General features: G+C 53.1%; 23 protein-coding genes. 16 read left to right on the top strand and 7 right to left on the bottom strand.

Translation table 11 applies throughout. From position 1 onward, the window contains the following. The first annotated feature begins 60 nt into the window (after positions 1 to 60). The gene (locus VE954_RS34120; RefSeq protein WP_324961498.1) at positions 61 to 945 is read left to right on the top strand and encodes a hypothetical protein; all 885 of its coding nucleotides are present in this window, start codon (positions 61 to 63) and stop codon (positions 943 to 945) included. Between the two features lie 133 nt (positions 946 to 1,078). Here VE954_RS34120 and VE954_RS34115 read toward each other — a convergent pair whose 3' ends face one another. The 3 genes from VE954_RS34115 to VE954_RS34105 are packed head-to-tail and all read right to left on the bottom strand — an operon-like array spanning position 1,079 to position 4,928. Further along, entirely contained in the window at positions 1,079 to 1,561 is a 483-nt protein-coding gene (locus tag VE954_RS34115) for a peptidylprolyl isomerase (protein WP_324961496.1), read from the bottom strand. 50 nt (positions 1,562 to 1,611) lie between these two features. Next, positions 1,612 to 3,090, bottom strand: coding sequence for a UbiA family prenyltransferase (locus VE954_RS34110; protein WP_324961494.1), 1,479 nt, complete (start codon positions 3,088 to 3,090; stop codon positions 1,612 to 1,614). Then, a complete protein-coding gene (locus VE954_RS34105; protein WP_324961492.1) occupies positions 3,087 to 4,928 on the bottom strand; it encodes a hypothetical protein in 1,842 nt (613 codons plus the stop codon). Before VE954_RS34105 ends, VE954_RS34110 begins: the two co-directional genes overlap by 4 nt. A 201-nt stretch (positions 4,929 to 5,129) precedes the next feature. Between VE954_RS34105 and VE954_RS34100 the strand changes: the two genes are divergently transcribed. Beyond that, on the top strand, positions 5,130 to 6,011 hold the full coding sequence (locus VE954_RS34100) for a hypothetical protein (protein WP_324961490.1): 882 nt from the start codon (positions 5,130 to 5,132) through the stop codon (positions 6,009 to 6,011). Positions 6,012 to 6,148: 137 nt separating this feature from the next. Next, a complete protein-coding gene (locus VE954_RS34095; RefSeq protein ID WP_324961488.1) occupies positions 6,149 to 6,688 on the top strand; it encodes a hypothetical protein in 540 nt (179 codons plus the stop codon). 18 nt (positions 6,689 to 6,706) lie between these two features. On the opposite strand, the gene VE954_RS34090 is transcribed toward VE954_RS34095, so the two are convergent. Then, positions 6,707 to 7,456: a LysM domain-containing protein gene (locus VE954_RS34090; protein WP_324961486.1), complete on the bottom strand. Its 750-nt coding sequence runs from the start codon at positions 7,454 to 7,456 to the stop codon at positions 6,707 to 6,709. A 264-nt stretch (positions 7,457 to 7,720) separates the two neighbouring features. Between VE954_RS34090 and VE954_RS34085 the strand changes: the two genes are divergently transcribed. The 9 genes from VE954_RS34085 (at position 7,721) to VE954_RS34045 (ending at position 16,711) form a co-directional block, all read left to right on the top strand. Then, the gene (locus tag VE954_RS34085; RefSeq protein WP_324961484.1) at positions 7,721 to 8,287 is read left to right on the top strand and encodes a hypothetical protein; all 567 of its coding nucleotides are present in this window, start codon (positions 7,721 to 7,723) and stop codon (positions 8,285 to 8,287) included. 436 nt (positions 8,288 to 8,723) lie between these two features. Beyond that, the gene (locus VE954_RS34080) at positions 8,724 to 9,146 is read left to right on the top strand and encodes an HPP family protein (protein ID WP_324961482.1); all 423 of its coding nucleotides are present in this window, start codon (positions 8,724 to 8,726) and stop codon (positions 9,144 to 9,146) included. A gap of 135 nt (positions 9,147 to 9,281) precedes the next feature. Beyond that, on the top strand, positions 9,282 to 10,046 hold the full coding sequence (locus tag VE954_RS34075) for an SDR family oxidoreductase (protein ID WP_324961480.1): 765 nt from the start codon (positions 9,282 to 9,284) through the stop codon (positions 10,044 to 10,046). After that, positions 10,043 to 11,260 carry an LLM class flavin-dependent oxidoreductase gene (locus tag VE954_RS34070; RefSeq protein WP_324961478.1) on the top strand — a complete coding sequence of 406 codons (1,218 nt, stop codon included), beginning with the start codon at positions 10,043 to 10,045 and terminating at the stop codon, positions 11,258 to 11,260. Before VE954_RS34075 ends, VE954_RS34070 begins: the two co-directional genes overlap by 4 nt. Beyond that, positions 11,257 to 12,312: an asparaginase gene (locus VE954_RS34065; protein ID WP_324961476.1), complete on the top strand. Its 1,056-nt coding sequence runs from the start codon at positions 11,257 to 11,259 to the stop codon at positions 12,310 to 12,312. The genes VE954_RS34070 and VE954_RS34065 overlap by 4 nt, the downstream gene beginning before the upstream one ends. Then, positions 12,287 to 13,744, top strand: coding sequence for an aldehyde dehydrogenase (locus tag VE954_RS34060; RefSeq protein ID WP_324961474.1), 1,458 nt, complete (start codon positions 12,287 to 12,289; stop codon positions 13,742 to 13,744). The genes VE954_RS34065 and VE954_RS34060 overlap by 26 nt, the downstream gene beginning before the upstream one ends. After that, positions 13,741 to 14,634 carry a hypothetical protein gene (locus VE954_RS34055; RefSeq protein ID WP_324961472.1) on the top strand — a complete coding sequence of 298 codons (894 nt, stop codon included), beginning with the start codon at positions 13,741 to 13,743 and terminating at the stop codon, positions 14,632 to 14,634. Before VE954_RS34060 ends, VE954_RS34055 begins: the two co-directional genes overlap by 4 nt. Positions 14,635 to 14,636: 2 nt before the next feature. Then, a complete protein-coding gene (locus VE954_RS34050) occupies positions 14,637 to 16,064 on the top strand; it encodes a Rid family hydrolase (protein ID WP_324961470.1) in 1,428 nt (475 codons plus the stop codon). Between the two features lie 11 nt (positions 16,065 to 16,075). Next, positions 16,076 to 16,711, top strand: coding sequence for a cyclase family protein (locus VE954_RS34045; RefSeq protein WP_324961468.1), 636 nt, complete (start codon positions 16,076 to 16,078; stop codon positions 16,709 to 16,711). 36 nt (positions 16,712 to 16,747) lie between these two features. Here the strand turns inward: VE954_RS34045 and VE954_RS34040 are convergent, their stop codons facing one another. Then, on the bottom strand, positions 16,748 to 18,202 hold the full coding sequence (locus VE954_RS34040; RefSeq protein WP_324961466.1) for a glycoside hydrolase family 5 protein: 1,455 nt from the start codon (positions 18,200 to 18,202) through the stop codon (positions 16,748 to 16,750). A gap of 307 nt (positions 18,203 to 18,509) precedes the next feature. Here VE954_RS34040 and VE954_RS34035 point away from each other — a divergent pair, with 307 nt between their 5' ends. The 4 genes from VE954_RS34035 (at position 18,510) to VE954_RS34020 (ending at position 23,812) form a co-directional block, all read left to right on the top strand. After that, the gene (locus tag VE954_RS34035) at positions 18,510 to 18,812 is read left to right on the top strand and encodes a 2Fe-2S iron-sulfur cluster-binding protein (protein WP_324961464.1); all 303 of its coding nucleotides are present in this window, start codon (positions 18,510 to 18,512) and stop codon (positions 18,810 to 18,812) included. Between the two features lie 71 nt (positions 18,813 to 18,883). After that, on the top strand, positions 18,884 to 20,803 hold the full coding sequence (locus tag VE954_RS34030; RefSeq protein ID WP_324961462.1) for a sensor histidine kinase: 1,920 nt from the start codon (positions 18,884 to 18,886) through the stop codon (positions 20,801 to 20,803). A gap of 340 nt (positions 20,804 to 21,143) precedes the next feature. Next, positions 21,144 to 22,451: a family 16 glycosylhydrolase gene (locus VE954_RS34025; RefSeq protein ID WP_324961460.1), complete on the top strand. Its 1,308-nt coding sequence runs from the start codon at positions 21,144 to 21,146 to the stop codon at positions 22,449 to 22,451. 11 nt (positions 22,452 to 22,462) lie between these two features. Continuing rightward, entirely contained in the window at positions 22,463 to 23,812 is a 1,350-nt protein-coding gene (locus VE954_RS34020) for a glycosyl hydrolase family 18 protein (protein ID WP_324961458.1), read from the top strand. 7 nt (positions 23,813 to 23,819) lie between these two features. Here the strand turns inward: VE954_RS34020 and VE954_RS34015 are convergent, their stop codons facing one another. Next, entirely contained in the window at positions 23,820 to 24,647 is an 828-nt protein-coding gene (locus VE954_RS34015) for a hypothetical protein (protein ID WP_324961456.1), read from the bottom strand. 36 nt (positions 24,648 to 24,683) lie between these two features. Beyond that, positions 24,684 to 25,457 carry a hypothetical protein gene (locus tag VE954_RS34010; RefSeq protein WP_324961454.1) on the bottom strand — a complete coding sequence of 258 codons (774 nt, stop codon included), beginning with the start codon at positions 25,455 to 25,457 and terminating at the stop codon, positions 24,684 to 24,686. Positions 25,458 to 25,643: the final 186 nt, after the last annotated feature.

Here is a 25,643-nt window from a genome sequence, read left to right as displayed (position 1 = left end):
TTGTGAAGAGTTGTCACCTTGGGGCTGTGGAACGTTAACTGGGTAGAGGGAAGAAGAGCTATGACTGTGCGCACCTTCCTGAGCTTGATATTAGGTCTTCAATTGACCCTGAGCACGTCGGCTCTGGCTCTGACCGCTAAACCTTCGGGACGCGTTCTGGACCTGCCTCCGCGGCCTAAGAATGCCATGACTGGTTCGGCATTCGTGAACAAAATCAAAAATCTTGCTCCAGCAAAACGTGAAAAAGCGATTGTGGCTGAAATTCTCAAGGGTAATATTCCCAACTTTCAACGCTTCCTAACGCCTGTGGAACGTCGACTGACAGCCGGCCCCTATCGCGGTCAAATCTTACGTTTTTGGGCTGTTCCGGATTATTTGGCGATCGGTTCGGATCGCGATTACGTCCGCGTTCCTCTCAATATGTATAGTGTGAAAGCGCTGGCGCAGAAACTCGATTTGAGTCTGCCCACAGCAAAGATGGTGGATGATATTTACGCCCAAGCCAAAGTTAAGTTAAAGCCTGCGCCACTTCCCGCGAACAAAGCGATCACCAGCGCGGGCAATATCATGAAGCATCATAGTCTGGTGCAGAATCAATTGAACTCCAGCAACTGGCGCCCAGGCCTGCTCGTGGCGGGTCATAAGAAAGATGTGGTGCAGAGCCGCCGCTTGACGAAAAAACCTGGTGCGATTGCGATCTATGGCTGGCACCAAAAGAATTCCACTCCCATTCAACCCCTCTCGACCGTTCATAGCGCCGATTACGCTGACTATAGTCATGGCATCCGCCTGGTTTCCAACGCTGTGGAAATCGGCACGAGAACACTGGATCTGCGCGATGCGCTGAGCCAATCGCCGACAGCATCGCTTCTGAGTGATGAAGGCGTAATTCCACAGCCCTATCACATTTCGGGTCGCTCGACATTCCCCATGGCATCACAATAATAAGTTAGGTGGGTTTCGACCTAGGGCTGGAAGGTTTTCGGCCTAAAGGCCGAAAGTTTGCGGACAAGAAAGCGGATCGCCGGTGTTGGACGCGGCGGCTTCCGCTTCTGCATATGCAGGACTGCATTGTAAATCAGTGATGATGACCACCGACCCCATGAACGTGACCATGAGCCAGTTCTTCCTGGGTCGCAGTTCTTACGTCAACGACTGCCACGTCAAAATTAAGGGTTTTACCAGCCAGCGGATGATTGGCATCGACTGTCACTTCTTTATCAGTCAGTTTAACAACAGTCACAACCATAACTTCATCATCGGTTTGAGCCTGCAGCTGCATGCCAGGACGGAGATCCTTGATGCCAGAGAACTGAGTGCGGGGCACTATTTCAACCAGTGCCTCATCTCTTTCACCGTAGCCTTCTTCCGGCTTGACGCGAACCTGGAAGGAGTCACCTTTTTTCTTGCCGATGAAGGCACGTTCGAGACCAGGAATGATGTTGCCCATTCCCAGAATGAAAGCCAATGGGTCCTGGCCGGCGGACGTATCGATCAAATTGCCCTCGTCGTCTTTGACGGTATAATCCATGAGAACGACTGAATTTTGTCCTGCGATCATAAATATCCTCTACGCTAAAGAGCACAAGTCACCACCCTAGCATAGAAATCTTAAAACGCGAAAGCAAGAAACAGGGGTCCGCGGGCCAATAGCCACAGTATTCCTGCGCTTAAGGCGATGACATAGCTGGTGCGATCGCGGAGAGCGAATACCAGTGGATCAGTCGTCATGTGGCCTCGATACGCCATCAGCCACAGGCGGCTTAACCAGTAAAGAAGAATGGGACACAACGTCCACAGTGCTTCTGGATAGCGAAGCTGAACAGCCACACGAGGATCATTCAGATACAAAGCCATCACCAGCACGGAAAGGTAGCTGCTTGCTACGCCGAAACTAAGCAGCAAAGGCAAATCGGCAACCATATAGCCACGACGTTTATTTTTCTTTTCCTGATTTTGTTCCATTAAAATAAGCTCAGAGCAGCGCTTGAGGGTGGCCAATGACAAAAAGAAGAACAAAGCAAAAGTCATGAACCATTCGGTAATAATCGTTTCCGTTGCCACGCCACCAGCCAGGACGCGCCATGTGTAGAGCAGAGCCAACACAATGATATCGGCAATGGCGAGTTGTTTTACCTTCAAGGAATAAAGGCAGGTCATCGCGAAATAGCCGAGAACCACCAGAAAGTAGTTAAATGAAAGGTAGAGGCCCAACCCCAGCCCACCAAGCAGCAGGAGTGGCGCCAGACTCCAGCCCGTGATGATCGACAATGTTCCTGCTGCAAAAGGCCGCTTGCGATTGTCCGGATGACGGCGATCAGCCTCGATATCCAGCAAATCATTCAAAATATAGACCGATGATGCAATAGCAGAAAAGGATCCAAATGCCAAGAGACAGGATATCCAACTCTGCATTTCAAAGTAGTGATGAGACAAAAGTGTGGGTAAAAAAATCAGCATGTTTTTTGACCACTGATGCACACGCAGAGCTTTCAGATAAACCTTCAGGCGTGGCGGGCCAAAACGAAATTCCTTGGAAACCGGTATCAGGCTTTTCACTTCGCGGGAAAAAGCCTCGCTATCACTGACCAGCCATGCCGCCGAAGCCTGACGCCACACAGCTTTATCCACGCGACTGTTGCCGGCATAATCAAAACCTTTGCTACCGAAGCGTTCCACCATACGTTGGGCTTTGGTGCTTCCGGTCAGGTTCTCCTGGTCCGTGGACCCATACGTTTCGGCGAAAAGGCCCAGATGATCGGCCACCTTCTGCGCAAATTCCTGTCGCGCCCCAGTCGCCAGAATCAGACGGCGGCCGCGCTTCTGCTCAATGCGTAAGGCTTCCAATATATCGAGATTGTAAGGCAGACGCGCAGTATCACTATCGTTGCGGGCATAGACCCGCTGCTTGAAATAAGGCAGTCCCTTCGAAAGCCAGAGCGGCATGAGGAAGAGATCAGAAAACTTGCGCCGCACCACCGCGCACATGGATTCCAAGAGGGAATCGGATTGCAAAAGGGTGCCGTCCAGATCCACGACCAACGGCCGCTTTTCCTCTTGCGTGACAGGCTGCAGGTGAGATTTTATCATTTCTTCTTCTCGGTGAAATAGAAGAAGTCACGGTTATCCGGGTAACCGATATACCGAGGCACATTGCCTTTAAAGCGTTCGTCCAGAACCTTCATGCCCTTGACCAGATGCTGCGGGGCCGGTTCTTTGCTTTTATTCGTCGAATAGAGGCTCATGTAAGTATGCTCAAGCGCATTCATATCGAGATGCATCGCGTAGGTACAGCCATAGGATTGGAATACCCGGGCCATGCCTGCTGGCGTCATGCTGGAAAAATAACCGTAGATCACGAAGCGTCGACCCTTGTTTTCCGCTTCACACACACCCGCACGCAGCGAGCGGAATTTTTTATCCTGCGAACCTGACCAGTTGCCGAGTGTCCAATTACTGACCCAACGACCTGGGACGGCCTGCTGGGTGAGATCATTCCAATCGATGATGGGCACACCGTTCTGTCTGACATGCTTCATGCTACCGATGTTCAGAGCATCCTGATCATTCCATGTTTTCATATCCACGCGGCCGTCCTTATAGACGATCAGCGTCGCCAGATCCGGAACGATGCTGCTCAGAATCGTGCCGTTTTCCATGAAACCATAATGCGAACCCTGATTTTTCCGGGCCAGATCACCCCAGCGGAACGAGCCATGGTCGCGTTTGAATCCACCGGTGAAAATGCCCGCCACACGATCTGAGAGATAAGGAGGAATCAGACCTGTACTGGTCAGCGGATTGAGATTGTCAAAACCATCCGGACCCTTGGATAAAGGATTGCGAACATCCGGCAGCACGCGTTCGGACCAACCCACAGCGGGATGATCCGTACCCATGGCGAAGCTCAAATCGAATACGGTGGTATCAAAGGCAACCAGGATGGAGATGGCTTCCATTTCCACAGCATCCAGGTCACGCACATAATCACGGTGGCTTTTCATGATGTCTTCGTCGACCGCTTTGGGTTCCATGACACTGACGAAGACCCCATCCTGCCTTGTGGTGCGATACCAGCGACCGACTTCCAGGTTTTCGTCCGTAGCCCCCATCACGCTGATACCCAGCTCTTTAACGGGCAGCATCTCACCTTTCATTTTCGCGGCGACGCGAGCCAGAGCTGGCCCGTTGGGAAGTTCGTTGGTTTCAGCGCTGCCCGTCGTTCCCACGGGATTCGACTTGAGCAGGAAGCTGTCCTTGTAAACGGTTTCCTTGACGATATTGGTGATGGTTTCACCGCCCCAGATGTTGGCTCGCAAAAATTCCACCACCCATTCTTTGGTCGTGCGATAGCCATCGATACGATTACGCAGGTAAAGCGCATTCTGGCAAAGCGGAGCATAAGGAGCATTGGCGGCCCGCGCCGCGCGCAAAGGATGACCGCTATCTTTCGACCACAGCTCGCAGAGACGATCGCCGCCCTTGCCATTGCGCAGCCAAAGGCCATTGGGTTCCTGCTGATTCAGCTCGAGCCAGAGTCCACTGGGATCCACGTTGTCGAGGTGATACCATTCAATCTTCTGCGGACTCCATTGCAGTTTCAAAAGGTACCAGACGTTGACTTCAGGCGAGAGGTTGATCAGGGTCACCTCGGTGGGCTGGCTTGATCCCGACAAAGTCAGCTTGGATTCCCGACGGTCCCTTTGCAGCTCCACGACCGTGCGATCGACAGGAGCCTTGGCCGCAGGCGTGGGCTTGGCTGATAGACTCGTGGAACCTTCCAGGTTTTTAGAGAATTCTTCCAATAGGCAAAAAATATCGCCAATGTCGCGGCAGATCATCTCTTCGGTCTCGACGTCCTGGGCAAAGCCCGGGGCCGCTGTCAAAAGCAGCGTGGCTATATGGACTGCCTGCAAAATTCTGCGCATGTGTTCCAGCCGCCTGAGGTATGCTCGGTAAAACTTCACCGGTCCTCTTATCGTTCCATGATTCAGGGGTCTTAAGAAATTCCTGCTGCGGTTTGCGCGGCGGTTCGTAATAATCCTGGATCACTGAGGATTTTTTCATCTACCTGCCGTAAAATGGAAAGATGTTCCCGATGTGTTGGGTTTTGATCAGGAGCCGTTTGCATGAATGCGCGTTTCACACCTCTGATTTTATCGCTTTTCCTGGTGACGCTTTGCACAGGCTGCCTGACCTTGGAAAATCCGCTTGTGCCCGGCTCCATTCCCATCAGGCAAGGGGATGCCCCGGATGGTCTGGCCTTTGCCAAGATGATCCGTTCAACGGATGAAGGGGCCCGCGAGCTCCACATCCTGCGTGAGCTGCGACGCGGGAATATGCCTGATTTCCTTCGCCAACTGGCGCGCATTCGCTATAAAGCCAGAACCCGTTCCGGTCGCACGGTGACGGTCACGCTTTGGGCCATGAAAGATTACCTGGCGGTTGGCAGTGATGAGGACTTTGTGCGGGTTCCCATGAGTCCCGTGACCGGTCAGCGCGTGGCCGATGCCTTTGGTTTTTCCCTGCCAACAGCCCGTCTTGTCGACGAAATCTATCGCGCGTCGGAAATCAAATTGCCACCCAATCCGTTCAAAGCAAGTGACGCGATGGTTACCGTCGAGGAATTTTTACGGCACGACCGGGTGATCCGCCTGCAGCTCGACGGGGAAACGCCCGAGGAATTGCTCGCTGGCCATAAAAAGGATGTGGTCCTGTCCAATCAGCTCAACGATCGCCCGCAAAAGGTGGCCATCTACGGTTGGCATCAGGTCGGAGGCCTGCCCATTCAGCCCCTAAGTACAGTTCATGGCAATTGGTATGCAGACTACAGCCACGGGATTCGCCTGATCAGTGGCATGATCCTCGTGGACGATCGCCCCCTCCCCCTGGCCGAGGTTCTCCAGGATACCGAGCTTGCCCCTCTGGTGAGTTATGAAGGGGCCCTTGGCTACGTCCGCTACCGCACGGAAGGCGCTATCACCAGGAAGAACTGGTGGCCGCGCAGTTAGTGTCAAATTTTCTGACACCTGTCGCGCCGATCTTTCCCTGAACCACCTTTTCACCTTTTATTTTAAAGGCATTATCCTTGCTCCTACCCTGGCGAAACCCGCGCTGCCCGCGGGCCACGTTTCGCTGAGGTGGTTCCATGCTGGTCTTTCTTTTGCTGCTGCTGCTGTGCTGGAGTTGGAGTTCAAATGGTTACGCAATGGATCGCGTCGAGGACCTCCTGCCTCGACCAGGACAAAGTCTGGATATCTGGAACGGTGATCTGACGAAAAAAATAGGCCGTTCGCGGGCTGAGATTGAGCAAGGCGTTGAGCTTTATACCCTACAGAACGAGAATCTCCCGACTCTGCATTTTTTGATGCATGAGCAGCGTTTTTCCATACCGGGCGTAGCGGCGACGGGCAAACCTGAAAAGTTCGATGACCAGGGTGTGATTCGCTACGTGTATCGCGGCTCGCAGATGGCGGGTGCTATCGAAAAATTTGCTTTGGTCGAGCTGGTGAAAATCGATGACGGTCGCTGCCAGCTCAGCTGGAAATTATCGGTCATTAATCGGGGCGAGAAAATCCGCGATCAGCAGGGCGCTGTGGCCTATGACTGTAAGGGTGACGTCAAAACCAAAGGCCAGCGCCAGGAAGCCATGCAGCTACTGCCAGGTCAAACTTATTTGAAGCGTTGAAAAGGGCCGCACCAGGATTCAGGGCGTCGGGGCAGCCTTTTCCGGGACATAAAGGATCAATTCGTTTGGGAAAATGACCGAACCATTCCCCAGCCTATTCATGTGCGCGAGTTCCATCCAACGACCCGACGTTCCGTAAATTTTCATCGAGATCACGCTGAGCGTATCCCCTGGCTGCACGATATAGCTGCCCATGTTCTCACGATTGGCAATGGGTCCGGCGCCGCGAGCCGAACGGGCCGAGAAACTCATGATCCCGCCGGTCACCGCTGCCGGCGCATTGATGTTCACACCCTTGGCCTGCTGAATCATGGCTTCCACACCGATCTTGCCAAGGAAGACGGGTCGGCGTCGCGTCGTACCACCGGCCTTGATGGAACCTTTCATGGCGGTCGCCATCTGCTCCTGAGCACCTTTTTTAACGGGTGCAAAATACGCCTGCTCATCCGCGGCCTGGGGCACCAGAATCTGCGTATAGGCAGCCGTCAGATCGTCGAGCGTGCCATCGCTCTCCGCGCCGGCGATAGGATCATCACCCTGCTTACGCTGCGCGATTTTCTTTTCCTCCTCCACCTTATACTGCCGGGCTTCTTCCGACGCCTGCTGGGGAGTCGGGAGCAGGCCCCTGGTATCATCATCACGGTAAACCGATCGTTGATTGATCGCGTCATCATCAAAACCATCGGCTGTTCTGCAGGCGGAAAAGCTGAGATAGCAGCTTGAAACCAACACGATTTTGACGAAATTTTGGCATTTCGTTGGCATCATGATTTTCTCTCCAATTTTTCTTACATTGTAGCACGGATTGCAAATTTTTTCATCACGTCACAAAGCCGAAAATGCCGCCCGATTTCTGAATATTTTAAGTTTTAAAACGAGTTACCGAGAACTAAAGGGTTGGGGTGTGAGTCCGAGTGAACGGCACGAATTAACTCGCCCCTCACAAGTCTTGGCAGTCTTTAGCGGATTTTCGCCGAAAGGACAGGAAACAATTTCCGGCCGATAACTTTAGTAGGGATGGAGGGATAGTTCATGAAAAATTTTAAACGAATGGAAATGGTTGCAGGTATGATCCTGCTATGTTCCACGACAAACCCAGCATTAGCCCGTAACTTTGAGGTGAATGAAGACGAAGGATTGACGGAAGGCGCTCAGACGGATGCCTATTGGAATGGTCCAAACATACTGGAAGTGATGATCCAGGATGGGGAGCAGGCCACACCGCCAACACCAGTCAACGGCACTTACTTTACAGGTCTGGTCGAGCAGCAGAGAATTCAGGCCAACTGGCTGAAGAGTGAAATCGGCCTGCAGATGTTTTTGGAAGGCGAGAAGCTCGATCCCCGCCGTTATCAGGTGGACTGGAGGATTGTATCGAGCCCTTACTCGTTCGTGAAGGCCACGTTCGTGGAGACCCAAGGCATGGACTTCGGTCAAAAGATTCAGATTGAAACACCTCTGAATCATTTGAACAGCCGGGTCATTGCCACCATGGAAATCGAAGCGCGGATTTTTGATCGCGACCAGCCCGAAAAGGCCCCTGTGATCGTCGTGCATTCGCTGCGTGAGCTTCTGGCCAATGGTCGGGACGGTCTGTAATTTCAGTTGTTGAGTCCAGTCATAAACCAGGCTCAGCCATGGGCCTGGTTTCCTTTTTTTCAACACTATCCGTCACTATTAACATGAATGGATTTACCTGCATGGTAAAGGAATCCAACGTGTTCCATGCACTTGGTTTCCAAATTTCTGCGCAATCTCCCACCTCATATGCGCGAAATGCGGCAGGCAGGGCGATCAGAGTTAAACTGTTCGCTGAAAAAAATGCGAATTTTCCCACCTTTCCGTGCCAACCGTCTCGATCTTCCTACCCCGAAGTTTGAATTCTTTCCGTCCGCTCCAGGGTCGCGCTTATTTTGTGCATAAGGAAGCATTTTAATCATAACCGGCCGCATGCTATCGGAAAACCGTTCGCTCAGCTGGCCTTCGTTTTGCATGAGTCATTTCAGCAAGATCGATCGATTCAGGAGGAACCAACATGAAAGCTGAAGACATCATGACCCGGCACGTCGTCGATGTGATGGAATCCGACGATATCTACCAGGCCTTCAGTAAATTACGCCACCATCACATTCATCAACTTGTTGTGGTGGACGTCGACTCCCAACTCTGCGGCCTTGTCAGTGATCGCGATGTGCTGCGCGCCTGGGCTGAAGTTGCCAATTCCGATCGCGAGTTTCCGCGCGTGGCCAGCATTATGAAGCGCGATGTCATCACCTGTGGCGCCCAGGATAACCTGGCTCAGATCACCGCAATGATGCTGGAGCACCACATCCATGCCATGCCAGTGGTGAATTCCAAGCATCGCCCTGTCGGCATTATCACCACCACGGACCTTTTGCGTTTTGGCTTCAAGAACCTCGGTTTTACACGTTCGCAACCGCTCCCAGCCATGGTCTAAGTGGGCGGCCTCGGGCCGCCCTGTTCGCTGAAACCAACCCGAGTGCCGCGTTGCAAGTCCCCCGGTATCTCTGTATAAGAGAGGCAAAATTCACCGGTATCAGGGGCTGTGCTGACTATGTTTACACGGGATTCTATGACGGGGAAGCATGCACTTGTATGCGGAGCTTCCAAAGGAATTGGACAGGCCTGCGCGATCGAACTCGCCCGCGCCGGAGCACGCGTCACGGTGCTGGCGCGCAGCCAGCAAAACCTCGAAGCCACCATGAAAAGCCTGGAAGGACTGGGTCAGGGCCATAGGCCCGTCGTCTGTGACGTAAGCGATTTGAATCAGGTGCGGGCCGCGGTTGCCATCATAGGCGTCGATGTTGATATTCTCGTTTGCAATAGCGGCGGCCCCAACCCGGGACTGCTCCTGGCTGCGGAAACCGAGTCCCTGGGCGCCGCTTTCACCCAGCATGTCCTGGCCAATCTTTTGCTGGTGCAGGCCTTTGTTCCCCATATGCGGGCACACAAATTTGGCCGTATCATCAACATCATTTCCACGTCCGTGAAAATTCCTTTGCCCAATCTGGGTGTGTCCAATACGGTGCGCGGCGCTGTCGCCAGCTGGGCCAAAACTCTCGCCGGGGAATTGGGGCCACACGGCATTACCGTCAACAATATTTTGCCGGGTTACACCAGCACGCAAAGGCTGGAGCAGATTCTCGTCAACAACGTGCAGAAGACCGGCCAGAGCCGCGAGGAGGTCGAGAAAGGCTTCCTTAAGGATGTCCCCGTCGGACGTTTCGCCGAGGCTCAGGAACTCGCCTATGCCTGCGTATTCCTGGCTTCGCCGATGGCCGGTTATATCAATGGCATCAACCTGCCCGTTGATGGGGGAAGGACAGGCTGCTTATGAAATTCGATATTTTCTTTTCCATCTGCCAGACGGAAATTGATGGCTATATGCCGAATGAAAGGGTGATGTTTCAGAATTTCTTTGATCAGCTTAAGCTGGCTGATGCCTTGGGTTTCGAAACCGCCTGGGTCGCCGAAACCCATCTGTCCTGTGAAACACAGAAATGCAACCCGGATGCGGTGATTCCGCATTTCAAGGGCGAAATCGGCCTCAACACGGATATTTTTCAGCTGGCGCATAAAGCCTTCGGCCTGACTCAACGGATCAATCTGGGTTCGGCGATTCGCAATATTCTCTGCAATGGCGGACCGCTGGCCCATGCCGAGGCTTTGAAGACTTTTTTCACTCTGCACACCCTGGATCCCCAGGAAAAGCGTAAACTCTTTCTCGGTTTTGCTGCGGGTCGTTTTCCTTTTTCCAATAAACCCTATGGCATCAAACCCCGTAATGAACTGGAAGAAGCCGGATGGTCTGTCATCAAAGGTCTCATCTTCAATCAGGCCACGGAAATTTTTCTGCGCAGTTTGAAAAATGAAGTCTTCAGCAGCCAGGACCTGGCGCCGCAGATTTTGCCTCGCAAGTTTCTCAAGGACCTGAGCGTGCTGGAACGCGTGCCCTACAGAACCCAGGACGAAGGTGTGCTGATTCCACCTTTTTGGGAATTTGATAAGGTGGGAGTGATTCCTTTCGAAGCCCCACTTGATCTTTTGCAGCTGGTGGTCGGATCGCACGATCCTGAGGTGCAGATTCTGGCCAACCGTTATTTCCCCAGCTGGGTTTTCAATCTTTCCATTACCCCAACCAGCACCATTGAAGCCACGCATGAGCGCATGACTCAGCATTACCATGCCGAAGGTGGTGCGTGGAACCGATCCTACATGCCGCGCACCTCGCTGATTTTTTTAAATGGTGATGCGCATCTGTCGCCGGATCAGCAGCGGAGCAAAGCACGGGCGTCCGCGCAAAGCGCCTTGGAAAATTACTGGCGCGCGATGGAAGGCACGCTTGATCCACGCAAAGTGGCCGAAGCCGTGGAAAATGCGGTTTATGGCAACCCCCAGGACGTGGCGCAGCAGCTCAAGGCCAAGTATCATCCCGAGGACCGCCTGATGCTCTGGTTTGATTTTAACAATCACGATAATGCGGCCATCAAAGCCAGCATGGAAGCCTTCTGGCATCAGACAAGGCCCCTGCTGATGAAGGATGCACAATGATCGACAACACCTGGGTTCCGCTGGTCGACTATCGCCGCAACGGTGTGCCCGAGGTCACCGTGCATGGTGCTGTCGCCTGGTTTAAAGGTAAAAAGCCCTATCATTCTTATGGCGGCAACGTTCTTTGCTATGGCCGTTCCATGATGAAGCCGGTTCAAATCAAAGTGATCGCCAAGGAACTGGATCCTCATTTGAGTTGGGAATCCAAAGCTGTTTCGATTGCGTCGCACAATGCTGAGCCGATTCATATCGAGGCCGTGCGGGATATCCTGAAACCTTCGGAATATGGTCTTTTGCAAACACCCCATTCCCTGCCGCTCATGCAGTTCGGAAAACAGCTGCGGCGACCGCGCCGCTGGTATCACAGCTGCTCCGGCAAGCATGCGGCGATTCTAAGGGCCTGTGCGATCAACCATTGGGCGCGTATCGGTTATACCCTGCCGCAACACCCCTTCCATCAGGTCTATGTTGCCAAGGTGCGCGAAATCCTGGGAGCGGATCTGCAATCGTCCGTCTTTGCGAAGGATGGCTGTGGACTGCCGACCCTGGCCATGACGGTCAATGAGCTGGCGGCTCTGTTTGCTGACCTCGCCGTTCGCAAGGATGAGGATTGGATTTGGGAGGCGATGATTCGTCATCCCGATCACATCGGGGGATTCAATCGCCTGGATTCGACCATTTTGAAATCCTGTGGCGGTCGCGTGATCGCCAAGGAAGGCGCGGATGGACTGCTGGGCCTCAGCATTCTGCATCCTGATTATCCCGAAGGTCTGGGCGTGGTCATCAAAATGTCTCACGGCTGGGATCCCCGGGCGACATGGTACGTGGCGCGCTGGGTGCTGGGTGTGCTCGGTTTTGAACTGCGCAACCCCTACCCGCTCGAACGTCAGAAGGCGTTTATCGTCGAGGAGATCATTCCACCCGATCTGCGCAAGAACATGTCGGACGTCAAACCCTGGGATGACTGGGATCCCGATCAGGATCGCTGGTTTTACAACCCGGATTCCTATGTGAAAGGCTGGCAGGATGGATCGGATTCTCAACTATATTGATGGTTCTTTTGTTGCACCTGCCTCCGGGCAGTTTCTCGATAATTATCGGCCTCGCGACGGCGCGGTGTATGGGCAGTTGCCTGATTCCACAGCGGCCGATGTGGATCGGGCGGTCGCTGCGGCCAAGGCCGCTTTTCCAGCCTGGCATAAATTGAAAAGGCAGGAGCGAGCCCAGTATCTTTATAAAATCGCCGATGCCATTGAGCAGAAACTGGACATCTTCGCCGCCGCGGAGAGCCGGGATCAGGGCAAACCCATTCACCTGGCGCGCAGTATGGATATTCCGCGGGCGGTGGAAAACTTTCGTTTCTTTGCGGGTGCCATCCTCCATCAACAGGAACGGGCCTTTCAAACCAGTCCCGAAGTTCTGAATTACACAAGACGCGAGCCTGTGGGCGTCGCCGGATTGATATCACCCTGGAATTTGCCGCTCTATCTTTTAACCTGGAAAATAGCCCCGGCTCTCGCGGCTGGCAATACCGCAGTCGCCAAACCGTCGGAGCTGACCCCGGCCACAGCTTTTCTGTTAGCCCAGGTCATGGACGAAGTCGGTCTTCCCAAGGGCGTCTGCAATCTTGTGTTCGGGCTGGGCGAAAAGGCCGGTGATGCCCTGGTCGCGCATCCCTATGTGCCGTTGATTTCCTTTACCGGCGGAACGGATACTGCGGCCATCATCGGTCGTCGGGCCGCCCCGCTTTATAAAAAAATCAGTTTTGAACTCGGTGGAAAAAATCCTGGTCTGATCTTTGCCGATTGCGATTTGGAAGCGGCCTTGACCACCACGGTGCGTTCCTCGTTTCTTAATCAGGGTGAAATCTGTCTTTGCACCTCGCGGCTCTTCGTGCAGGAAAGCCTCCTGCCTAAATTCACCGAACTCTTTGTCGAACGCATCCGCCAGCTCAAAGTTGGTGATCCCGAATCGGCGGAAAGTTTCATGGGTCCTTTGGTCAGTGCCGAGCACTTGGAAAAGGTGGACGGTTTTGTGCAGCGCGCGAAGGCTCAGGGTCACACGATTCTTTGTGGCGGCGAGCGGGTCGCCCCTTCTGCGGCCCTCCAAAAAGGCTTTTATTTCGCACCCACGGTGATCAGCACCCAGGATGCGTCCTCAGAAATTATGCAGCAGGAAGTTTTTGGTCCCGTTGTGACGATCACGCCCTTCACCGACTACGCCGATGCCGTGGAAAAAGCCAACAGCACACGCTATGGCCTGGCCGCCACGATCTGGACGCAAAATCTGGACACCGCGCACCATGCGGCTGCGGATATCAAAGCGGGCCAAATCTGGGTCAACACCTGGATGCTGCGCGATCTGCGCGTGCCCTTTGGTGGCATGAAGGATTCTGGTATCGGTCGTGAGGGCGGGGATTACAGCCTGGAATTTTATACCGAAGAAAAGAATGTCTGTCTGCAGATTGGAAGGAATCGTCTATGAAAGGCCAGATCGTCGCCGGGGTGCTTTCACCCCATCCGCCGCATCTCGTTTATGCTGAAAATCCTCCGCAGAATGAACCGCGTGCGGAATGTGGCTGGGAAGTTCTGCGTTGGGCTTATGAACGGTGTCGCACCAATATCAAAGCCCTCAAGCCAGACGCACTGATCGTGCATTCTCCACACTGGCCCACCGTGGTCGGTCATCACTTTTTAGGATTGCCCCATTTCAAGGGTCTGTCCGTTGATCCCATTTTTCCGCATCTTTTCCGCTATCATTATGATGTTCGCGTGGATGTCGAACTTTCGAAGGCCATCATGGGCCAATGCGAACAGGCCGGCATGAGCACAACCCTGGTGACCAATCCTGACTTCCGTCTGGATTATGGCAGCATCATCAGTCTGCATCTGATTAATCCTGACTGGGATATTCCCGTGGTCTTTATCTCCTCGAATCAAGCGGCTTTCTATTTCTCCAATGAAGTGGGCAACCAGGTGGCGGCGGACGTTGGCCATGCCACAAGGCGCGCGGTGGAAGCCTCCGGGAAACGTTGCGTGCTGCTGGCCTCCAATTCCCTTTCGCATCGACATTTCGTGCATGAACCGGATATTCCCGAGGACATGAGTTTCGAACGCATTCACCATCACGGCCAGTACCTCTGGGATATGAAGATCCTCGACATGATGCGCCGCGGTCAGTGCCGCGAGCTGCTGGACATCATGCCGGAATTTAACGAGATGGCCAGTGCGGAAACCAAGGCCGGAGCCCTGACCTGGATGCTGGAAGCCATGGAAGTGCCGAGTTATCCGGCCGTCGTTCACGGCTATGGCACGGTGATTGGAACTGGCAATGCGGTCGTTGAATGGAATCCCAGCTTGATTCAAGGAGCATAATTGTGGAAGGTTCTTTGATCAGCAAAGCCTATATCGTCTCCGGCATGCCGCAGGTTCTCCTGGCTCCGGACCAGTCCCCCGCCTGGGGCCGCTTGCGGGCCGCCTACCAGGCTTTGGCCGAGGATATTCAGCAGCAGCAGGCAGATTTGATTTTATACTACTCCACCCAGTGGCTTTCGATCCTGGGCTACACCTTTCAGGCTGATCCGAAACCCGAGTGGGTGCATGTGGATCAGAACTGGCATGAATTGGGTTCGATTCCCTATCAATTCCTTATCGATACCGATTTTGCCGCCAGCTACGCCGCGGAAGTGGATCAGCTTGGGTATAAAACGCGCTTGATCAACTATCGAGGTTTTCCCATCGACACGGGAACCATCGTTGCTCAAAAGCTCTTGAATCCCAACAATCGACTGCCTGCCGCCATTGTCTCCTGCAATATGTACAGTGAGAAAGAGGAGACCACGCGCATCGGCCAGGCCGCAGCGCGCGCTCTGCAAAAATCTGGCAAAAAAGCTGTCGCTGTTCTGGTCTCCAATCTTTCCAATCGCTTTCATATTGAAAAAATTGACCCGAGGCAGGACAAGGTGTCGTCACGCAAGGACGATGAATGGAACCGCAAGATTCTCGACATGCTGGGCGCCGGTGATGTCGAGGATGTCGCCCAAACCGTGCGTGAATTCGCGCGCCAGGCCAACGGTGATCAGAAATTCAAAGGCATGTGGTGGCTGAATGGACTTCTGGGACAGACCAATCAATTTGAAGGCCATATCCACGGTTATGAACCCGTTTGGGGTGCAGGCGCGGCCCTCGTGGCTCTCACACCAACCGCTCCCGTCGTGGCTCGACCTCTGGAAAGCACGCTGGGTTCGGAGGAAGGCAGCCAGGCCGAGATGGTGGAAGAGCTGACCGACTTTGAACGTGTCACGAGACCGGTGGTCCAACCCTCTTCCCAGCTGGTGATTCCAGCACCCGTGATGCGGAAGGCGCCGCCGGTCATGCCTGCATCGCCTTTGCCCGATTACGAAATCGTCAGCAAGACCAGTGCCGAGCCGGTGGGTACGTATCCACATGCCAGGCGTTATGGAGATCTTTTATTTTTGTCAGGCATCGGCCCCCGCAAGCATGGAACGAAAGATATTCCCGGGATCGTCTTCGACGCGCAGCGCAAGGTGGTGAGCTATGATATTCGCGTGCAAACGCAGTCGGTGATCGACAATATCAAAAAAATCCTGGAAGAGGCCGGGTCATCCCTGGAGAAGGTCATTGATGTTCAAGCGTTCCTGACCAACATGGCCCAGGATTTTCCTGGCTACAATGAAGTTTACAATGAGGCTTTCAAACATATTCGTCCCACGCGCACAACCGTGGAAGTGGGCGCGCTGCCCACCCCGATCGCCGTGGAATTCAAAGTCATCGCGCGGCCCTGAAGGAGAAGCTTTTGGAGTACTTTGATATCTCGCCCAGAATTAGGCCAGGAAGCCCGGTTTTTCCAGGCGATCAGGCTTACGAGCGACACGTGACGATGGGTTTCGAGCAGGGCGATCATCTGGGTCTTTCCTGGATCAAATCCACCCTGCATATCGGAGCGCATGCGGATGCGCCGAGCCATTACCACCGTAATGGAGCCTCGATCGAACAGCGGGATCTGCGGCTCTATATGGGACGTTGCCAGGTGATTGACGTGCAGCATGTCGGGCCGCGGCGCATTCTTCCATCCGACGTGCCTCTGGATTCGATTGAAGCGCCCCGCGTGCTGTTTAAGAGCTGCTCCTTTCAGCATACGGAACCGTTCCAGATGGCCTTTACCTCGCTCTCGCCCGAGCTGATTGATGCCCTGGCAGAACTTGGAGTCCAGCTGGTCGGCATTGATACGCCTTCCGTGGATCCCGCGGATTCCAAAGATTTGCCATCCCATCAGGCGCTGTATCGCAACGATTTTGCTGTGCTTGAGGGGATTGACCTTGACCGCGTCCCTGCCGGCTATTGGAAGCTGACAGCTCTGCCTTTGGCTTTGGCTGATGCCGATGCCTCACCAGTCCGAGCCGTGCTTTGGTCTATGGATTATAATGGGTGAAGGAGGGGGTGGGCCCGATTCAGGCCCACAAACCCCTTATTGACAAAGCATAGCATCAAAGAAGCAGGCTTGCTTCGAAGTGGCTTTCACACCATAGGTGCTATTCACAACTTTCTCGCCATAAGCTGACAAGGTTTTCCAATCAGCCGCATTAAACACATCCAGATCCACTTCCTGCTGACGGTTGCCAGCATAGGACCAAGCCATGTGACCGATGGGATAGGCGCTGTTCGCCGCTTCTCGTAGGATCGCATCACAGGCGACAGTATTGTTGATGCCGGTTTTGTCATCAAAGTGCGAACAGCCAAATTCACCGATCATATAGGGTATTTTTTTGCTCCGGATATAATTCAGTTTTTCCTGAACCATCTGATCAGTGTTATAAACTGCATACATATGCGAAGAGAAGATCAGATTCTTATCAAGAGCCATGAGTTCCGTTGCGGATTCTTCGATGCTTGAAAAATCCTGACCATAGCCACGGGCATCGACGATCAGTACGTGCGGCAGACCTGCTTTGCGGATCTTAGCGACCACGGCCTTGTAGCCATCAACCCAGGTCCGGTTCTTGGCCCAATCGCCCATCCATTCGTTGGCAATGTTCACGATGATGTTTTTCTTATGCTTCATCAGAACGGCCTTGATATCGTCGCGAATCAGATAGTCAGCCATCAGCTGCAGGGAATCTGCCGTATTTTGACCCGTGGCATTCTGCAGGTTAAAAACCGGCACCATTCGCTGATCGATGATTTTGGTGAGGACTCGATCCAGGTCGGCTGCAGGGCGGAAATCTTTCGTCTGACACCGGCCGCTCGGGTCCTGATAGTTATCCGCGCACCAGACCACGCGAACCGAGTTAAAGCCCATGGCCTTGGTATTTTCAATCGCATTGAAGGACTGATCAAAGTAGTAGGCGAAGGGTATATTGATGCCACGAAGAATAAACGTCTTGCCGCTCGGGTCGACCAGATTGCCATTTTGAATGGTAAAGGTCTCGGCGGCTGTTGGAGTGGGAGTTGGGGTCGGGGTCGGTTTGCTTCCTGGCTTGGGCGCGGTCTCGGTAGGCACGGGCTTGATCACCACCGTGGACGCCACCGGATCGGCTTTGATGTTACAAATGGAAACGACCACACTGTTCAGGCCGGCCTTGAACGCCTGCACATCATTGCGAACACCATCTTTGCAAAATGATGTGCTCAGAGTCAGGTCCTTATCCTTGAAATAGTCGAGGATGATTTTATAGGTACCCACAGGGACTTTGGCAGCAATGCTCTGACTGCCACGATTGTAGGTCGTTCTGGGGATCTTGTAGCTACCATCCTGTTGCTCCAAAGCAAACTGGTAGCTCGTGTAATCCTGATTTTCAAGTTCTTGAATGGAGACTTCAGCCAGTCGACTGCCATCATCCTCAATTGTTAAGGGAGCACGACAGGCAGAAAACATGGATAACATCAGCAGAGGCAGGTACAGCAGGCAAGGATCAGCTTTCATTTTCAACCTCAGTTCAGGTGTGCCACAGGACAAATCATGCCAAAACAGTCCAAAGCAAAATATAGTCCCTCACGTATAATTCGTATGGACTGAGCTTTTGCCCGCAGAAAAAACCCAGGAGTTTGAATTTAGCGAGAATTTATGGCTTGTTAGATCAGGTCTCAAGGTTCACAGAGCTGCCTCAAGAGGCGTAACACCGTTCGCTGCAGCTGACCAAAGTATGCACGGTGTTGAAGCGATGACAGCCGTAGGTGACTTTTTTCAAGGGCCATGTTACAGAATCGGTTGAATTCCTGCGGAGTTTTTTATGTCGGTTGAAACTCATCCTGTTACGATCATTCACAAGGGCCACACGAAAATTGTTCCTTTGCGCCATGGCCTCGGCCTGCAGGCCCTCGGCAAACACTGCGAATGGCTGGAATTCGACTGTCGCAAAGCCGATTGTGGAATCTGTATCGTTCACGTCAAGGAAGGCGCCGACCATCTTTCGCCGCCAACATCGGCCGAGGCCGATTTTCTGAAAGCCATGCAGGCGGCACCGGACGAACGGCTCGCCTGCCAGTGCCGGGCCTTCGGTCCGCTGACCCTGGAAATCGACGATTATATCTAACTCTCGAACTATTCAAGCTTTCTTCAAGATTGCCGATACCAAGGGTGAGTCTGTCTTGTTGAGGAAAGCGCTTGGTCAAGTATCCAATATACCTGCTATTTATGGCATGCCTAGGGCTCGTGACACAGGCTCTGCAGGCCCAGACTCTCGTGATCGACCAGGTTCTTCACTGGGAGGATCCGCAGCATAGACTCACGCCGGCCGAAGCCCTGCAAAGCATGCAAGCGAAGCCTAGGGCCTTCCAGGGCATCGACGCCCCCTATAGCGACAGCTCCCATTGGTTTCTCCTCGATATACGATCTTTGGACAACGTTGCCCCCACAGATATTCTTCATATCAAAAATACTTTGATCTCCGAATTTCAAGCCTGGCTTGTGGTCGGCAGTGAACTTCAGGCCCTTCCCGCTCAAACCATACGCCATCGCTATCCCTTGCTGCAGCTACAAACAAAACCAAATGAACGTCTGCAGATTCTGCTCAAGATCTTTCTGCCAGATATTACCGGTCTGAAATTTGAAGCGCTACCGCCGACCTTTTCCGCCTATGAAGGTCCCTTCAATGCTTTTTCCTTTGGCTTCATGCTGGCCGGATTCGCCGCAGGCCTTTTAATTTATAACCTGATCCTCTTTTTGTTTCTGCGTGACCTGGATCTGGCGAATTTCTCGCTCTATGCTTTTTGTTTGATCGTCGCCAGCTTCGGCGCCACGGGTGGTTTCACGGTGCTCGGGCTCCCGGCATGGACCAACCGCTGGGTCGCGTGCATTGCTGCCATCAGCATGGCCAGCGGCTTGCGCTTCACCCGATCCTTCTTCGACACCTGCCGCATGTCGCCGACGTTTGACCGTTTGTTCCTGGCCGGACAGATTTCCAACGTCCTTTGCTGCGTTCTGTTAGCCGCCAATGTTTCGCGTAAATTCCAGTATCTCATCGACGCGAACATGGTGCTGTGCCTGATGCTTTGTCTGTCCTTTGCTTTCGTTGCCTGGCGGAAGGGCCATGACCTGGCCCGCAACTATCTGCTGGGTTGGAGTGGATATGTCCTGGCGCTGATCATCATGATTGGCCTTCAGTATGGCTGGATTCAACGCAGCATGCTGACGGAGAATGCCGGACTCTTTGCCCTCGATTTTCAAATCCTGGTGCTGTCCTCAGCCATTGGCAGCAAGATCACCCGCATGCGCGCGGACCTTATGAGGCAGCTCAAAGAAGCCAACAATGCCTTGGAAAAGAAGGTGGAGGAACGCACCCGCACCGTCATGGAACAGCAGCAGACCATGATTCAAACAGCGAAGATGGCCTCGCTTGGTGAAATGGCGGGCGGCATTGCCCATGAAATCAATAATCCCCTGATGATTATCAGTGGCTATGCCGAAAATATGGCCACCCTGATTCAAAAGGATCAGCTGACCCAGGATAAAGCCATCGCTTTCCACGAACGCATTCAAAAGGCGACCGATCGTATTCGCAAAATCGTCAACGGGCTGCGTAATCTTTCGCGCGATACGACCCATGACGAGTTCACTGAGACGACGCTGGAAGCGGTGATCCACGATGCGCTGAGCCTGTGCGAAAGTCGCTTTGCCCATAACGGTGTCGCTCTGCGGGTCGTTCTGCCGGCGGAACCCGTTCATCTGCGCTGCAACGCGGGTCAGATCTGTCAGATCCTGATCAATCTGCTGAACAATGCGTACGACGCCACGGAAACCATGAATAAGGCCTGGGTGGAAATTCATGCCGAGGACCAAGGTGATCTGATTCGCATTCGCATCATGGATTGTGGCCCCGGCATTCCACCCGCTGTAGCCGAGCGCATCTTCGATCCGTTCTTCACCACCAAGGAAATCGGCAAAGGCACCGGACTCGGCCTGTCCATTTCCAAAAGCCTAATGGAAAGGCATGGTGGACATATTTATGTGGATCAAAGCCTGCCCCATACATGTTTCGTGCTGGAACTACGCAAAGATCAAGCGCCCCATCAAACCGCAGCTTAAATTCATTTCACACGTCTCGCGAAGTATGTTGTCTTTTGAGAACAGAGACGCGAAGTTTTTCACACGTCTCGGTTGCTGTCGCCATCAGGCAACGCAAAATAATCGAAAAAAATGAATTCGAATGCCGAAATGTAATTCCAATCTTGAAATATCTATGTGATAAACCTTGATACGGGCGGACTGAATTTCACATGATGCATTGGGATCAATGCATGCTCTCTAGCTTTGCGTCTTCTGTTACCGCCTGAACACATCACCCATCTCAACAACCTGCGTGCGATTGCAGTCGGCATTGGGCCGACTCCTTGTCCCATCGTGCGTTGCAAAGGAGAGGAAAATCATGAAAAAGCCAAGGCGCATACCATTCCATCAGGTCACTGGTCTTATCATTCTTGGTCTTGCCGGAAGCAGTTGTGCCGATCGCAACACCAGTCCCCTTCACACTGAAGACACAGAATCCCGCATCGTCGCTGCTGGCAGCACCTCACCCATCACATTAAGAACCAGAATATTGAATCGCTTTTTGACAGCCGAAAATGAAGGCGGGGGTCAGGTCACGGCGAATCGCATGGCAGCCCAGGCATGGGAAACCTTTACCCTGCTGGATAAGAACGGTGGTTCTTTGGAAAGCGGTGACCTTGTCCACTTGCAAACTTCGGGTGGTTTTTTTGTCCAGGCGCCTCCGGGCGACACGACCTTCGACATTAACGCCGAAAGTCGCAACCAGCAGGACTGGGAGACGTTCCGCATGGTGAAAGCCGCGGGCAGCGGAACCATTCGGGACGGCGACAGCATTGGACTCCAGGCTGTAACGTCCGGGCAATGGCTGTCGGCTGAGAACGGTGGCGGCGGGAATGTCTTTTCATTCGGCGCCGAGCTTGGTCCCTGGGAACATTGGATCATCGGCTCGAATCCAGCTTCACCCCATCGAAACGGTTGGACGTTGATTTGGTCTGACGAATTCAACGGCCATACCATCGACGAATCCAAATGGTCCTATGAGGTGCAAAAGCCGGGTTGGGTTAACCATGAACTGCAAAATTATACGGGGCATCGTTCCGAAAATGCCCGCGTGGAACAAGGCAACCTCGTGATCGAAGGGCGTCGCGATTATTTCCAGGGCCTGGAATATTCGTCTGCACGCTTGAAAACCCAGGGTAAAGCCAGCTGGACTTACGGCCGGGTCGAAGCCCGTATCAAACTTCCAAGCGGCAAAGGCACATGGCCAGCCTTTTGGATGATGCCCGACAACAAGAGTCGCGGTTGGCCGGCCTGTGGTGAAATCGATATCATGGAGCACGTGGGCTACGAGAATAACCGCATTCATGCCACGACTCATTCGCAGAACTATAACTGGAAGCGCCCTGAACAGCGAACCGGGACGATGTTCACCAACCAGGCCACCGAAAAATTCCATCTTTATGCCATGGAGTGGTATCCGGACCGCATCGATTTTTATGTCGATAGCGTGAAGTATTACACCTCGCCCAATGATTATAAGGGCGATGATTCCTGGCCGTTCCAGAAAAATTTCCACATCATCCTGAACCTTGCCATCGGTGGGGATTGGGGCGGTACGCAGGGTGTGGATGCTAATGTCTGGCCGCAGAAGATGCTGGTTGATTATGTGCGTGTCTATCAGAAATGAGAGGGAGTCCGATGAAACAATTATGGATCCTGGGCCTCATGCTGATGGCTTCGTGCTTTCGGCCCGTGGAGCGCTCATCGTCAACTGTTCGTGCCAGTGCCGTGCCGCCAGGCTCGGATTTCAAGGTCGTGGGTTACTTCCCCACGTGGTCGGGTGATGTTGAGAGCATTCCCTATCACCGGCTCACGCATATTAATTATTCCTTTCTCCTGCCGACTCCTGACGGTCGCCTGTCGGCTTTAGAGGATCCGGAGCGTTTAACCCAACTGGTGCAGCGTGCTCATGCCAGCAAAGTCAAGGTCCTGATTGCAATCGGTGGCTGGAATGATGGCGATGATTCAGCCTTTGTCCAGCTCGCTGCCAACGCCGCTTATCGGCAAGCCTTTGTCGACAACGTCTTGCAGTTCGTCACCACCTGGCAGCTTGATGGCGTGGAAATCGACTGGGAATATCCCGATGGGAATGAAGTCCCTGGCTTTCAGGCTTTGATGAAGGCGCTATCGGTCAGACTGCATGCAAAGGGCAAACTTCTCTCGGCGGCGGTGACGGCTTCCGATTTTCCAGGCTCGACCGATCCAGGCATCATCAGCGCGGTCGATTACCTGAATATCATGGTCTATGATTTGGATGCACCACACTCCAGTCTTGCTGCCGCGGAAAAAGCGATAGTCCATTGGAAGAGAACCGAAGGGCTGAATCGGGACAAGCTGATTCTCGGTGTCCCTTTCTATTCGCGGGCCAAGGGTTATGTGGCCTATAAGGATATCATCAGCAAATACGGAGCTTCCGCAGCAGCGTCCGATACAGCCAACGATGGCCTGGACTATAATGGACAACCGACCATGCGAGCCAAAACGAAATTGGCTCGTCAGGAAGCGGGTGGCGTCATGATCTGGGAGATCTCGCAGGATACAGCTGATGAAACGTCTCTTTTAAAAACGATCGCCGACGAAATTTCACAACCATCCGCGATCTGGCGCCAGGCCAATCTCACGAATTTCACCTCCTACCCGGACCCCGGCAGTGAAGAATGTTTGAAATACAATGGTTGCGCCTGGGCTGGCATGTTTGCTGCTCTTCCTGACAAGCAGTCTCAGAGCTGGGTAAAAGCGACGAACATAGCCGCCGTTCACTCGGCTGATTTCCCGCAATACAAACTCAAGACTCTGCGCCTTCGCCATAAGTCAGCGCAGATCGATGTGAAAGTTTATGATATGTGCGCGGATTCTGATTGCAACGGTTGCTGCTCGGAGAATCGTCGGCCGACTGGTTTTCTCATCGATCTGGAGAGCTACACCGCTCAACGTTTCGGGTTGGGCGATGGCGCAATCGAGTGGACCTGCCTGGACTGCACGAAATGACAGTGAATTAAGAATTCCAGTCCTCCATGCTATCCATGATGATATGGAGCCTGGCATTCTGAGGCAGGGAGCCCTTTAGGAACGCGCTCACGGTAATTTCGACAGTTTCGTTGAGGGGAACGACCGTCTTGTCTCGACTGGAGGAGATATCCAAAAAGCCCCACTCCAGGATTGCGTCACCCGAGGTGATAACCCACTTGGTAAATCCCAGGGTATCCAACCCATCAGGCAGCGCGTCGTTTCTAAGAACGACCTTGAAACCATCCGAGGTCAGCGTTTGTGACAGGACGCTGACTTCATTCAACGGCTCAGCTTCTGCGCCATGGCCATTATCGTCGATGCCATGGAGTGTGAGAGTCCTGGGTTCTGGCAATCGTGACTCCACATCATCCACGACGAAACCTGTTCCACCGGGTTCCAGGCACGTGTTGGTACTCCCCGGCCCTACCTTCATCAAACGACCTCGAACAAATGTCATGCCCATGAGACCTGGTGATTGATATCCATCAGCTCGAAGATCAAGCCTCATAAAACACCGGGTGGTTTCGAGGAGGTTCGTGACTTTGAAGCCAATCCTATGACTGTAAACGCCCTTTTCAAATAAAAATTTGCCAAGCATCGAAGCAGGGCCGACGGTTATCTCCTGTTTCAATCGCGCGTCGGCAAAATTAAATTCCAGACGTGGAGGATCAAGGATCGGAGCTTGTAGGGAAGGACCTTCGTAACCCGGCCTGAGCTCGCCATCGGGTCCCCCGCTTTTACTGCTGGATCCACCGCAGGCGGAAGTGATGGAAGCCAATCCCAGGACAATCATACATAGGCGTGACATACTCATGGATTTTCGATTCCTATTGGTGAAGTGCTGCAGGGCTTATTCCATTGAACCTAAAATAATATGGAGCTTTGCATTCTCAGGCAAAGGCCCTTTCATGTGAGATCTGGTTTTAATTTCCACAGTTTCGTGGAGCCTGACAAACTTTTTGTCCTGAACTGAGTCCGAACTCAAATGACCGCTGCCGATTATTTTTTCGTCGCTCGTGATGACCCATTGACTGAAACCAACGGAGGCGAAACCTTCGGCCAGCGCTTCATTTTTCAAAACGACCTTAATATGGGATCCCTCGAGAGTCTGCGACAGGACACGAACATCATTCACCGGCACTGGCTCGTCATCAACGTCGCTCGATGCGATGGAATGCAATTCTATACCCGTGAATTTTGTCATTGAAAGTTTACTGGTGAGAACAAAGCCCGTTTCCCCGGGCCTGAGACAGGTCGCCGTTTCAGTTCGACCCAATCGCATCAGGCGACTTCGGGCATAAACTATTGACGGGAGCAGGACCCCTTTGAGACGCAGATCAAGCTTCACAAAGCATCGAGTCTTCGGCAGGAGATTGGTGATCCTGAAGTTGATATCGTAATTATGCCTGAAGGGGCCTTTGACCACAGTAACGGGGCTTACTGCGATTTCCTGTTGCAGCCGTGGATCCATCCATGTCAATTCATCCAGCCAAGTCTGATCAGTGTGGCTGACATTGCGCAGTTCTGACGGCATATCAAAGTAAATCAGACTGCCAATCAAGGTCGCCCAGAACGCTATAAGACTCTGCAATAATTTATTGTTCCAGGGTCTTTTCGTGTCCATCGCGTCCTATCCACGTTTTTGTCAGTCGTTCCACCTGAAACAGCCGCTCCTGGCAGGACCGAATTTCCCGAAATTATTGCAGAGATCCTTACAGAGTCAATTCGCCGCAAAATAGAGAACGAAAATTTTTAAACCTCGCGAATATCCTTTGGTGCAGCACCTTCGGATTGCGTAGAATGTGCCCAT

Origin of the sequence: Oligoflexus sp. (genome assembly GCF_035638955.1) — a bacterium.
In the GTDB taxonomy this organism is placed as follows: domain Bacteria; phylum Bdellovibrionota_B; class Oligoflexia; order Oligoflexales; family Oligoflexaceae; genus Oligoflexus.
The sequence above is the reverse complement of the archived record's forward strand: the minus strand, read 5'-3'. Positions and strand labels throughout refer to the sequence as shown.